Origin of the sequence: Paenimyroides marinum (assembly GCF_900108395.1) — a bacterium.
Classification (GTDB): domain Bacteria; phylum Bacteroidota; class Bacteroidia; order Flavobacteriales; family Flavobacteriaceae; genus Flavobacterium; species Flavobacterium marinum.
Map to the genome: position 1 here is coordinate 20,735 of NZ_FNXE01000032.1, position 12,483 is coordinate 33,217.

At 32.8% G+C, this 12,483-nt stretch carries 16 protein-coding genes; 10 read left to right on the forward strand and 6 right to left on the reverse strand.

Annotated features, from left to right (window positions below; all coding sequences use genetic code 11):
- Positions 1-79 precede the first annotated feature (79 nt).
- A complete protein-coding gene (locus BLW20_RS10800; protein WP_091100501.1) occupies positions 80-1,768 on the forward strand; it encodes a sodium:solute symporter family protein in 1,689 nt (562 codons plus the stop codon).
- 12 nt (positions 1,769-1,780) lie between these two features.
- Here BLW20_RS10800 and BLW20_RS10805 read toward each other — a convergent pair whose 3' ends face one another.
- Positions 1,781-3,004 carry a porin gene (locus BLW20_RS10805; protein ID WP_091100504.1) on the reverse strand — a complete coding sequence of 408 codons (1,224 nt, stop codon included), beginning with the start codon at positions 3,002-3,004 and terminating at the stop codon, positions 1,781-1,783.
- A gap of 86 nt (positions 3,005-3,090) precedes the next feature.
- Here BLW20_RS10805 and prmA point away from each other — a divergent pair, with 86 nt between their 5' ends.
- Together prmA and BLW20_RS10815 are read left to right on the forward strand one after the other, a co-directional pair.
- Positions 3,091-3,933, forward strand: coding sequence for a 50S ribosomal protein L11 methyltransferase (prmA, locus tag BLW20_RS10810; protein WP_091100507.1), 843 nt, complete (start codon positions 3,091-3,093; stop codon positions 3,931-3,933).
- Positions 3,934-3,935: 2 nt separating this feature from the next.
- Entirely contained in the window at positions 3,936-4,211 is a 276-nt protein-coding gene (locus tag BLW20_RS10815) for an ATP-dependent Clp protease adaptor ClpS (RefSeq protein WP_091100563.1), read from the forward strand.
- A gap of 64 nt (positions 4,212-4,275) precedes the next feature.
- Here the strand turns inward: BLW20_RS10815 and BLW20_RS10820 are convergent, their stop codons facing one another.
- A complete protein-coding gene (locus tag BLW20_RS10820) occupies positions 4,276-5,475 on the reverse strand; it encodes an aminotransferase class I/II-fold pyridoxal phosphate-dependent enzyme (protein WP_245725316.1) in 1,200 nt (399 codons plus the stop codon).
- A 151-nt stretch (positions 5,476-5,626) separates the two neighbouring features.
- On the opposite strand from BLW20_RS10820, the gene BLW20_RS10825 reads away from it, so the two are divergent.
- Positions 5,627-6,088, forward strand: coding sequence for an Lrp/AsnC family transcriptional regulator (locus BLW20_RS10825; RefSeq protein ID WP_091100515.1), 462 nt, complete (start codon positions 5,627-5,629; stop codon positions 6,086-6,088).
- Between the two features lie 3 nt (positions 6,089-6,091).
- Here BLW20_RS10825 and xerD read toward each other — a convergent pair whose 3' ends face one another.
- From xerD to BLW20_RS10845, 4 genes are all read right to left on the reverse strand, one after another.
- Positions 6,092-6,979 carry a site-specific tyrosine recombinase XerD gene (gene xerD / locus BLW20_RS10830; protein WP_091100519.1) on the reverse strand — a complete coding sequence of 296 codons (888 nt, stop codon included), beginning with the start codon at positions 6,977-6,979 and terminating at the stop codon, positions 6,092-6,094.
- A gap of 49 nt (positions 6,980-7,028) precedes the next feature.
- Entirely contained in the window at positions 7,029-7,631 is a 603-nt protein-coding gene (locus BLW20_RS10835; protein WP_091100523.1) for a porin family protein, read from the reverse strand.
- Between the two features lie 42 nt (positions 7,632-7,673).
- Entirely contained in the window at positions 7,674-8,477 is an 804-nt protein-coding gene (locus BLW20_RS10840; RefSeq protein ID WP_091100527.1) for a porin family protein, read from the reverse strand.
- Positions 8,478-8,574: 97 nt separating this feature from the next.
- Complete coding sequence (locus BLW20_RS10845; protein ID WP_091100530.1) at positions 8,575-9,216, reverse strand: outer membrane beta-barrel protein; 642 nt, start codon at positions 9,214-9,216, stop codon at positions 8,575-8,577.
- A gap of 227 nt (positions 9,217-9,443) precedes the next feature.
- On the opposite strand from BLW20_RS10845, the gene aroQ reads away from it, so the two are divergent.
- The 6 genes from aroQ to BLW20_RS10875 form a co-directional block, all read left to right on the forward strand.
- A complete protein-coding gene (gene aroQ / locus BLW20_RS10850) occupies positions 9,444-9,866 on the forward strand; it encodes a type II 3-dehydroquinate dehydratase (protein WP_091100534.1) in 423 nt (140 codons plus the stop codon).
- 200 nt (positions 9,867-10,066) lie between these two features.
- A complete protein-coding gene (locus BLW20_RS10855; RefSeq protein WP_091100537.1) occupies positions 10,067-10,405 on the forward strand; it encodes a TM2 domain-containing protein in 339 nt (112 codons plus the stop codon).
- Positions 10,406-10,482: 77 nt separating this feature from the next.
- The gene (locus BLW20_RS14985) at positions 10,483-10,821 is read left to right on the forward strand and encodes a DUF2752 domain-containing protein (protein WP_218143519.1); all 339 of its coding nucleotides are present in this window, start codon (positions 10,483-10,485) and stop codon (positions 10,819-10,821) included.
- A complete protein-coding gene (locus BLW20_RS10865) occupies positions 10,818-11,249 on the forward strand; it encodes a hypothetical protein (protein ID WP_091100545.1) in 432 nt (143 codons plus the stop codon). The genes BLW20_RS14985 and BLW20_RS10865 overlap by 4 nt, the downstream gene beginning before the upstream one ends.
- On the forward strand, positions 11,246-12,046 hold the full coding sequence (locus BLW20_RS10870) for a M48 family metallopeptidase (protein WP_091100548.1): 801 nt from the start codon (positions 11,246-11,248) through the stop codon (positions 12,044-12,046). The genes BLW20_RS10865 and BLW20_RS10870 overlap by 4 nt, the downstream gene beginning before the upstream one ends.
- Positions 12,047-12,106: 60 nt before the next feature.
- A partial coding sequence (locus BLW20_RS10875) for a transposase DNA-binding-containing protein (protein ID WP_262492802.1) occupies positions 12,107-12,483 on the forward strand: 377 nt, incomplete at its 3' end.

The following is a 12,483-nucleotide window of genomic DNA, read 5'->3' on the forward strand; positions in this document are numbered from 1 at the left end:
AAAAGTTACAGCATTGTGCTTTTTATTAATGTATTTTACATTATTCTTTTTTATTTTATAATGCATTTTACCGATTAATATGGAGCTATTAGACTGGATTATACTTTTAAGTACGTTGTTGTTTATTGTTCTTTACGGAACTTATAAAACCAGAGGCAGTAAAAACATACAGGAATATATTTTAGCCAACCAATCTACCAATTGGTTTACGGTTGGTTTGTCGGTCATGGCGACACAAGCAAGTGCCATTACCTTTTTATCAACACCGGGGCAAGCGTTTCACGACGGAATGGGTTTTGTACAGTTTTATTTTGGTTTACCTCTGGCAATGGTGGTTATATGTATGGTTTTTATTCCTGTGTTTCATCGTTTAAAAGTATATACTGCTTATGAATTTTTAGAAAACCGGTTTGATTTACGAACCAGAACACTGGCATCGGTCATCTTCCTGATTCAGCGAAGTATCGGAACAGGAATCACCATTTATGCACCGGCAATTATCTTATCCTCCATCTTAAATTGGGATTTAACCTTCATTATTGTTTCCATTGGTATCGTTATTATTTTTTACACTTATTTTGGTGGAACAAAAGCATTGAATATTACACAAAAACAACAGGCATTTGTTATAATGGCAGGAATGTTCCTTACATTTTTCATTATTTTATTCCGTTTGCCCGAAGAAGTAAATTTTGTAAATGTTTTTAATGTTGCAAAGATTGAAGGTAAACTGGATTTACTGAACTTTTCAACAGATTTTACCGAAACCTATACTTTATGGAATGGTTTAACCGCCGGTTTCTTCTTAATGTTGGCTTATTTTGGAACCGATCAGTCGCAAGTGGGAAGGTATCTCTCTGGAAAAAGTGTCAGAGAAACACAAATGGGACTATTGATGAACGGAATTTTAAAAGTGCCCATGCAGTTTTTTATTCTTTTAGTTGGTGTAATGGTCTTTATTTTCTTTCATTTTTATCAGTCGCCTTTACATTTCAATCCTGTAAACACTTCAAAAGTATTGAGTTCTGAATATCAAACAGAATATCGTGATCTGGAAATAGATCTAAAAAACCTGTTGAATGAGAAAAAAGAAATCACTCAGATTTATACAGGTCAGCTGAACCAGGGATATGAAAACGAAATGCTCGAAGAGAAACTGGTTTCATTAAACGAACAAGAAGTACAATTAAGACAAGATGCACGCGATATTATTTTAAAAGTAGATAAAGGTGCTGAAACCAACGATAAGGACTATGTTTTTATCTATTTTATTTTGAATTACCTGCCCCACGGAATCATTGGTTTTTTACTCGCAATGATTTTTTCTGCAGCCATGTCAAGCTCTGCATCGGGTTTGTATGCTGTGGCTTCAAGTTCTGCAATTGATATATATAAAACGTACCGCCCCGGGTTTTCAGAAAAGCACTATTTAAAAGCAACCAAGTATTTAGTTATTTTCTGGGGAATCATCTGTATTTTGGCAGCTTGTTTAATCACTTTGTTTGAAAATCTGATACAATTGGTAAACATCATTGGATCCATTTTTTACGGAACCGTTTTAGGGATCTTTTTAATAGCCTTCTTTTTTAAATACATTAAAGCAAAAGCTACTTTTTGGAGTGCTTTATTAGCACAGCTTGTAGTAATTTATATTTATTACTTAGATGCTATAAGTTATCTGTGGTTAAACCCAATTGGGGTTTTTCTTGTGATTATTTTTGGATTTATCTTACAGTGGTTATTCAACAAAAAAAATCGGACTTTATAAAGTCCGATTTTTTTATATCCCAATCTCTATTTGGAAACGAAAATACCAATTATTTTTCTGGGTGCCGTTAAAATACTTTAAATCATCATAAGTAACTTCGGCTTGTACTTTAAAAGCATGTTCCCAAATGTATTTTGTAACACCAAAGCTGTATTGTTTTTGGTTAGGAACATTCAATCTATAAATAGCATCGTCAACATTTTGAGTAGAAAAACGACCAATAATTTCATAATGTGATACCGGAAAAGTATAACTCAACTGATAATCTAATCCTTCACCTGCAAAAACGTATCGGGTTTCTGGTAAACCTTCACTGTTTTCTCCAATTGTTAATGGATTATTTGTTGTACGGTTCATATAAGAAACCATACCTGCCCAGCCTTTGTATTTACCAATTGCATCAATAAACACTGATTGTAGATTGCGGGTTTCATACAATTCATCTCCTTGCTGACCACGAGCTAAACCTGCATCAAAATTTTTATGTAACACGCCCGAAAGCATCACTTTTGGTTTTTCCTCAAACTGAATATCCCCTTCAAAATAATCTCCACCTTTTTTAAAAGTACCAAAAGGTAATAACTCTACTTTCCCGGTTAAGGCAATATTATTATCTTTTCCGCTCCAGTTTCTTCCGTTACCTGATGTTGCGGCGGTTTTAATGTTATATGAAAACTGATCTTTGTTTTGCTCGTAATAATTTACCTGAAAACCAAAATCACGATCTATATTAAACTGAGCATTGTTGATTGACCGATCGGTCAACTGCAAAGAGCCCGAAGAATTAACACGTTGGCGGTTTCCCGGAAGTTTTGTTTGACCGAATAGGAAACTCCAATGACTATTTGGATTATAACTTACAACTGCATCACGAATAATATTCAAATTCTTACCTTCTTCTATTTCACCTACATCGCCCGGAGCAAAGGACAATTGTAAAGCATACTGAAACTTCGGGTTTCCCACATATCCGTCTAAACGCAAACGCAACCTTCTAATCTGTGCATCGTAATTAGATTCTTGATCTTCGTAATCGTAATAAGTTACACGGTTTTGCATTCTAAAACGAATATTCAACTGAAACAAACTGTCTGCCGATGTCATTCCCATTCCTTTACCATAACTGTAATAAGGTAATGCCGACATCTTTATCTCTTCAATTTCTCTTTTGGTTTCATTTTGTGCCTCTACCGCCCCAAAACTCATCATACTTAATACAAAAATAAACTTTTTCATACGTTTTATTAAAGTTTTGTGCAAAAGTATAAGTAATTTTGTAGCGTAAGGAATTACAATATTAAATAATAGTTAAGTAATTGTAAATGGAATCTAAATACAGAGCATATCACTTTAAAATAGAACCAAAAGATCCGGGATCGGACATTTTATTAGCTGAATTGGGCGAATTAGCATTTGATAGTTTTGTTGAAACCAATGAAGGTCTGTCGGCATATATCCAATCAGCCGATGATTCTGATGATTTATTGAATGATATTTATATATTGAATAATCCGGAATTTAAAATTTCATATCATACCGAAGATATTGAACAAGTGAACTGGAATGAAGAGTGGGAAAAAAATTTTGAACCCATAAATGTAGATGATATTTGTTATGTGCGTGCGCCTTTCCACGAGCCAAAAAATGTAGCATACGAAATTGTGATTGAACCTAAAATGAGCTTTGGAACCGGACATCACGAGACTACTTTTATGATGATGAAACATTTATTATCTTTGAATGTTGAGAATATGGAAGTGTTAGATATGGGCTGCGGTACGGCTATCTTAGCCATTTTAGCCTTAATGAAAGGTGCAAAACACGCCGATGCTATCGATATTGATAATTGGTGTTATTTAAATTCTGTTGAAAATGCAGAAAGAAACAGCATTGAAAATATTTCGGTTTATGAAGGTGATGCCTCTTTATTAGCAGATAAAACTAATAAATATGATTTGGTTATAGCGAATATCAATCGGAATATTTTATTAAATGATATAGAAGCTTATGCCAAAACATTAAAGACCGGCGGTATTATTTTATTCAGCGGATTTTACACAGCGGATATTCAGGCTATTGAAGCAGAAGCCAATAAATACAATATGTTTTTAGATACACAGTTAGAAAAAAACAACTGGGCATCTTTAAAGTTTATAAAAAAATGATTATGAGTACAAAAGAACAGGTTTTAGAAGAAGTAAAGATTGAAGAATTATTAAACGGCGAAAATGTAATAGTTCTTTATAATGATGATGTAAACACTTTTGATCATGTAATTGAAACACTGGTACGTGTTTGTAATCATGAACCGTTACAAGCCGAACAATGTGCTATGCTGGTACATTACAAAGGCAAATGCGACGTAAAAACCGGTGGATATAAAGAACTGGTTCCTATATGTTCGGCATTGTTAGATGCCGGTTTAAGTGCAGAGATTGAATAGTCAAAATAAGGAGGATTTGCAAACCCTCCTTATTTTATTTTTACATTCTTTTTTAGAAAACACCTTATATCACATTCAAATCTTTTAAACAACTTTTTATCAATTCAAAAGTACGTTCAATATCGTTATCTAATCCTATTGAAAAACGAATTAAACCATTGCTTAGTCCCATTTCCAGTTGTTCGTCAGCAGGAATTTCAGATGAAGTAGAAGTTCCCGGTGCACTAAACAATGTTTTGTAGAACCCTAAACTCACTGCCAAATAGCCCACATTGCGTTCTTGCATCAGCTCCATCACTGCATTGGCTTTTTCTAATGTGCCAACATCAATAGTCAACATTCCTCCAAAACCATACTCGTTGTTGTACATTGACTTATAAATTTCATGTGACGGATGTGATTCCAGTCCGGGATAAACCGTTTTAATACCTATTTCATTAAAAGCTTTTGCCAGATAAAGTGCATTGGCACTGTGTTGTTTCATACGCAAATGCAATGTACGCATATTTTTAAGGATACTTGCCGAACGCATACTGTCCATGGTTGATCCAAAAAGCATACACGCACCGTTGTTTACATTTTTTAAATCGTTAATGAAGTCTGCAGTTCCGCAAATTACACCTCCTACGGTATCGCTGCTTCCATTGATATATTTTGTTAAACTGTGGATTACCACATCGGCTCCCAAATTTGCCGGAGTAACGCTTAAAGGCGAAAAAGTATTGTCAACCACTACCTTTATATTGTTTGTTTTTCCTATTTCTGAAATGGCAGCAACATCGGCAACTTCAAGCAATGGATTACTTACTGTTTCTAAATAAATTACCTTGGTGTTAGGTTTTATCAACGATTTTATCTTATCAAGATTAGTAATATCAACAAAATCAACACCCATTCCATATTCGGGTAAAAAATTCTTTAAAAACGCATAAGTTCCGCCATAAATGGTACGACTTGTAATGATGTGATCTCCTTTTTTACACAATTGCATCAAGACAGCTGTTATGGCACCCATACCCGAAGCGGTAACATTGGCTGCTTCTGTATTTTCCATTTGTGCCAATGCCGCACTTAAATACAAATTAGAAGGCGAGCTGTGACGACTGTATAAATAGCATCCATCAGTATTTCCTTCAAATGTATCAAACATACTTTTTGCTGAAAGAAAGGTGTAAGTTGATGAATCTGAAATAGAAGGGTTCACTCCTCCAAATTCTCCGAAAAATTGTAAATCCTGAATTTTATCTGCCGGTTTAAACATTATTTTATAATTTTTTTGTTAGTGTTACTGAAATTACAAACTACCGTTTTTTTGACAAAATAAAATTGCATATCATAGAAAATAAATCAGTAAAAGATGTATATTTGATGAATAATAACCTATTTTTAAATAAAATTGCTTAAAAAATAAAATAATGAAATTAGACCAAATCGATTTAAAACTCATAGAGTTCTTACAAAAAAACTGTAAACAAACTACCAAAGAATTAGCCGACCAATTGGATCTTTCAACCACCGCAGTTTACGAACGCGTAAAAAAGTTAGAAAAGCAGCACATTATTACCGATTATGTTGCGATTATTAACAAAGACAAAATTAACCGGAGTTTTATAGTTATCTCTCACATTAAAATTAAATCACATTCAAAAGACGCTATTTTAAAATTTGAGAAAAAAGTAAACCAGATTCCCGAGGTATTGGAATGTTTTCACGTAAGCGGCGAATACGATTATATATTAAAAATTGGTGTTCAGGATATGGAAGCGTACCGTGAATTTATGCTTTCAAAACTAACTACTATGGAAGAAGTACAAAGTACTCACAGTACATTTGTAATTAAAGAAGTTAAGAATTTGAAAACATATAATATTTTGTAAATTTCATCGGTTATTCCATGGATGATATTTTTCTACTTCCTGTTTTAATTTTTGTTTGTCTAAATGCAGATAAATTTCGGTTGTGGTAATTGATTCATGCCCCAGCATTAACTGAATAGATCGTAAATCGGCTCCGTTTTCAAGTAAATGAGTAGCGAATGAATGCCGTAAAGTATGCGGACTGATATTTTTATGCAAACCAGCCAGTTTTGCCAATGTTTTTAATATGGTAAAAATCATGGCTCGCGTTAATTGTGCCCCGCGGCGATTTAAGAACAAAATATCTTCGGCCTCTTTTTTTATGTTCATCTTTGAGCGGATTTCGGTTCTGTAACAATTGATTTTTTTTATGGCTGATGATGCAATAGGAACAAACCGTTGTTTAGACCCTTTTCCCAATACCCGGATAAAACCTTCGTCAAAAAATAAATCGGATAATTTTAAATTGATTAGTTCAGAAACCCTTAACCCACAAGAATACATTGTTTCTATAATGGCATCGTTTCTGATTCCTTCTGTTTTAGTAAAATCTATAACACTTTGCAATGTGTCTATTTCTTCTACAGATAGAACCACAGGCAGTTTTTTTATTTGTTTAGGTAATTCTATAAACATTACCGGATTATTTTCGATAACATTTTGCAGTATCAAGAAACTGTAAAAATGGTTTAAACCGGATAAGATACGGGCTTGAGAGGCAGGTGCCAAATACTCGGAAACAAAGTGGATAAACCCTCTTATATCAGCTTCCTGCACGTTGATTAAACTGCTGTTTGTTCCTAAAAACTGTTTAAATTTATCTAAATCATACAAATAGCTTAACAAGGTATTTTCTGCAACACCTCGTTCTAATTTCAAGTAATAACTAAACTGTTCTATATAATTATCCATAAAAAAACCACCGAAAAACGGTGGTTTAAAAGTACAGTTTTATAAATTACTATTCAAATTTATATCCGATTCCTATCTGTATTACATTATTTTTTATCGCATCGCCATTGTTATCTTTCATAATGTCAGAAAAACCTAAATTATAACGACCGTTTACAAACAGACCCATTGGTAAGTCATAAGCTAAACCTAATCCTAAACCAAAATCGGTAGAATTACGTGAACTTTTCGTATCAATAGTTCCTGCTGATGAACCAGATTCTACTTTAGTTTCTGATTTAACTAAAAAGCCTATCTGTGGTCCCGCCTCAACGGAAAAACCATCCACAATATAATATTTAGCTAATATTGGAATGTTAATATAATCAAGATTCCATTTTGCTTCAATTGAACCAAACGGAATTAACACTTCAGAAACCTTAGTTCCCTGTGAAGAGTACAAAAGTTCAGGCTGAATAGAAAATTTATCATTAAACTTAATTTCCGCAAAAGCACCAACATAAAAACCGGTTTTCATTTCATTATCAAAACCTATATTAGATAAATTAGCGAAATTTACTCCTGCTTTTGGACCAAATTTTACTTGTTGTTGTGCAAACGCTGAAGCCCCTGCTGCAATTAATGCAATCATTGATAAAATTACTTTTTTCATAGATACACCATTTATTTAAAGTATTACCAAAATTATGCCATGTTAAAATTTATATCCCACAGAAAGTTGAACAGATGTGTTGGTCATAGGGGCAAACTTTAGATTATCATTCATATAGTTCACTTCTTTTAACAATTCATCGGTTGCATCAGGAATCGTAAATTTCTGATAATCGTTATCAATTTTATAAATGTCTTGTAATCCCATATAATAACGGAAGTTAAAAAACAAACCACTTTCTGCATAATATGTAAAACCACCCGTAATACCATAATCAAATTTCTCATAGTAATCTTCGTAGTTCTTACTTCTATAACCGGCTTCAAAAACAGCTTTATCTAATTGTGAATAAGAGGCAACGTATCTTGGGTCTGTTAAATACAGGTATTCTCGGGCAGTGTTGTATTTATTTGCATCAAACTGACCTTTTGCATGAAGCATATACCCTATTTGTCCACCTAATTCAACAGAAAAATTCTTACTTGCATAATATTTAAAAGTAATTGGTAAATATAAGTAGTGCATTGTAACGTCTTCTAACTTCAACGTTTCGGTTACCTCGTCGGTGTTTATGTCAATTTGATCGTATTCCGCTCCTTTATATCCTTGTACAGCATATTGTAGTTCAGCTTGTACGGCAAATTTCTTGTAAAAAGATAATGGTACTTCTATTGTTCCTCCAACCTGTAGCCCGGGTTTAAAATCTTGGGTATTACCACCTGTTAATCTAGACATATTGCCACCGACTTTGATCCCGGTTTCAATTAAATTTCTATGATTGCGTTGTGCAAAACTATTTGTTGTTAACAACCCTAAAAAAACGATTGACAGTAATATTTTCTTCATTAGTTCAGCTTTAAATATATTTTAAGCCTTAAAGATATAAAAAAAGCCTTTCAAAAATGAAAGGCTCTTAAATTTTTATTAAATTTCTTTAAAAAAATTACAGTTTAAAGGTTAAACCGAATGTTGCTGTGTCAAAAAAGTTATTGAAAACATTAACATTTGCATTAAATTCATCTGTTTTAACATCTGTATTTTTGTCTTTACTTGTTGAAAAAGATAAAACATCAGATAATCCAAAGTTGACAGCAATTTTAGGAGTAACAAAATAATTGATTCCTAAACCTAAACCAGTTGAAAATCCTGAATTCTTTTGAACTTCAGTTCCGTTATCTTTTGCTTTGTAGTTATCCATTCCTATATTTAATTCTGTATACGTTTTAAAACGTTGCCCTAAATCTAAGAAATAATAACGACCAAATACTCCAGCATAAAAACCATTTTGTTTTACTTCATCAGTTCCGGTTGGTAATTCTGTAGTTTCTTTTCCTGAAAAAACACCCAATTGCACACCTAAAGCAAATTTGTCATTAATAAAATATCCTGCTTTTGGGCTAAAATTAGTATTATTTTGCTTTTGAGTTGCGGTAAATCCATTTGTTTCAACAGATTCTTTAGTAGAATTTACCTGAATGTTTCCTTCTAATAAAACATCGCCTTGGTTAAAACCAAAACCACCCTCTTGTGCTTGTGCTGCAACTCCCATTACTAACACAGCTAATGATAATACGATCTTTTTCATTGTCTATAATTATTTTTTTACAAGGCAAATTTACGGAATCATTAAATTAAACACCTATTGTTTTAACAATAATTTAAAACACGCTTAATAATTACCTGGCTAATTAAATTATTGACAAAATCAGCTAAAGCTTGTATTTCTGATAGATATCTGTTTTTTACATTCCTTTAAATTAAGGCTTCATTGATCCGGCTATTTTGTTAATTTTACAGAATAAAATCTTTGTTATGAAAATTGTAATTATCAATGGGCCTAATTTGAACCTTTTAGGAAAAAGAGAACCTTCTGTTTACGGAAATGAAACTTTTGAAACTTTTTTCAGTGATCTTAAAACTGAATTCCCCGATATTGAATTCACTTATTATCAAAGCAATCACGAAGGATCTATTATTGATAAAATTCATGAAACAGGATTTGATTTTGATGGAATTATATTGAATGCCGGTGCTTACACGCATACTTCAATAGCTATTGCCGATGCCATTAGCGCAATAAATACGCCTGTTATAGAAGTCCATATCAGCAATGTATTTAAAAGAGAACCGTTTAGACACCATTCTTATTTATCGGCTGTTGCAAAAGGAACAATATGCGGTTTTGGTTTAAAGTCTTATAAATTGGCTGTTTTTTCTTTAATATCTGATAAGTAATCTTTTGTTATTAAAGTTACAATTAATGGTAAACAACAATGATAAATCTATATTTTTAACAGCTTCTAAATTTAGAAAATTGCTTATTTATGAGTTTTTTGTAAATTTGGACGCAAATGGAGGTCAGTAACCATTAAAAAAACGGAGCGATACCGAAAAGCTATACGAGTAGGGTTTTAACTAAAATTAAACAACTAAAAATGGATGCACAAAAAGTAGACATGTTCATGATGACTAACAGCAAATTCTTTGAAAGTCACCACATGGCTCAAATCAGAGAAAACTTATTAAAAATGGACGATTCTAAATGGGCTATGGTTCAAACACTTCAATTTAAAGACCCTACAACAATGCTTATTGTATCGATACTTGCCGGTGGTTTAGGAATTGACCGTTTTATGATTGGAGATACCGGTCTTGGTATTGGTAAGCTTTTAACTTGTGGTGGTTTAGGAATATGGTCTATCATTGATTTATTTTTGATTATGGGAGCCACCCGCGAAAAAAATATGGAAAAACTTGTACAGGCGTTCTATTAATGTATCTTAAAAAAAATAAACTGTATTTTTTTTTATTTATAGCCTGCATTGCAGGCTATATTTGGCTTTTTTACAACATGACAGGCTTTAATACAACTAATAATACGGTTGGAGTTTGCGTTTTTAAAAAAATCACTACTATTCCATGTCCTTCGTGTGGCACAACCCGTTCAATTGTTTCACTGTTACAAGGACATTTTTCACAGGCTCTATATACCAACCCGTTGGGCATTGTCGTTTTTGTCTTTATGCTGGTACTACCCTTTTGGATCTTAGCAGATTTTTTCTTAAAAAAAACAACATTATTTGATTGTTATAAAAAAACCGAAATCTGGCTAAGAAAGCCCCAAATTACAATTCCTTTAATACTTCTGGTTCTTATCAACTGGATTTGGAACATTATAAAACAATTATGATACAAAAAACAACATTTATTTATAAACCGGGCGAGCACGAAACAGAAAAAGCATCAAACAGCTATTTAATGTCTTTAATCGCTTTTATAGTAGGTTTACCCTTGCCAATAATTAATTTGCTGGCAACCTTTTTTTTCTATATAAGTAACAGAAAAGGCACCTATTTTGTTCGTTGGCATTGTACACAGGCACTGCTTTCGCAATTTTCGATGCTTTTTGTCAATAGCTTTGGTTTTTGGTGGACAGTTTCTATCATCTTTTATTCAGAGACCATAACCAACCATTATATTGCATATATGATTACCGCAATTATTTTTAATTTGTCAGAATTTATCGCTACTATTTATACCGCTATTCAAACAAGAAAAGGAATTCATGTACAATGGTGGTTTTACGGAAGTTTAACCCATTTAATCTGCAAACCATGAAAAAAATAATATTTCAAGGATTATTATTAATTGTATTATTCTTTTCGACCTGGTTTGTTCTGCAGCAAATAAACTGGGTAACTATTTTAAGAATAAAGCAAACAACTGAAAAAACAGAAGAAAAACTCGATGAATTGTTATGGGAAACCATAAAAACTACAGAAGATGAAAATACGAATCAACTGGTACTAAAATCGGTCGATAGCCTTATAACAAAAATTTGTAACTATAATGATATAGAACGCTCAAAAATAAAGTTTAACGTGATAAACAAAAACGAAATCAATGCGTTTGCAATGCCCAACGGACGACTTGTTATTTACAGCGGATTGATTACTGCTTCTGAAAAACAGGAAGAATTAGCCGGTGTGTTATGCCACGAAATAGCACACATACAGCTAAATCACGTAATGAAAAAATTAATCAAAGAAATTGGTCTTTCTACTTTGATTTCTATAACTACCGGTACAAAAGGCAGCGAATTAATTAAAGAAACTGCTAAAGTTTTGTCTTCAACTTCATTTGATAGAGGTTTAGAAAAAGAAGCCGATATAAAAGCAGTGGAATACCTTACAAAAGCAGAAATAAATCCGGAACATTTTGCTCATTTTCTGTATAAAATCAATGAGTCGGAAAGTGAAATCATGAAGTATTTAACATGGATCAGTACCCATCCCGATTCTAAGAAAAGAGCTGAATACATCATCGACCACAGCAAAAATAATAAAGTAAAGAATGTACCTGTTTTAAAAGATGAAACTTGGAATAAGTTAAAAGAGCTTGTAGAAAATCAATAAAAAATCCCAGTGAGAACCCTACCGTCTGGACACAAATATTTTTATCTTTGAGATAAAAAAGTGCAGACAAGGTATTTTGAAGATTTAAAAGACAAGCGATTGTTGAATAGAGGTAATTCTATTCTCAATCGCTTGTTTTCTACTAGTGTTTATTCGATTCGTCAGTTAGCAGAAAGTGATTCTGAAGCCAAAGCGATGTATCGTTTTTTGCAGAATGACAATGTTAGTGAAGCTGATATTGTACGGAATATGGCATCTAATTGTGTAAGTTGTGTTGGTTCTAAATCTGTTTTATGTATTCAGGATACCAGTGAGGTTAACCTTATCAATCATAGAAACCGGATACAAAAAGACAACTATACAGGAACAACTAATGGTAAATCAGATTCGGGTTTGGGCTTTTTTATTCATCCGAGTTTTATTATTGATTCCCAAAC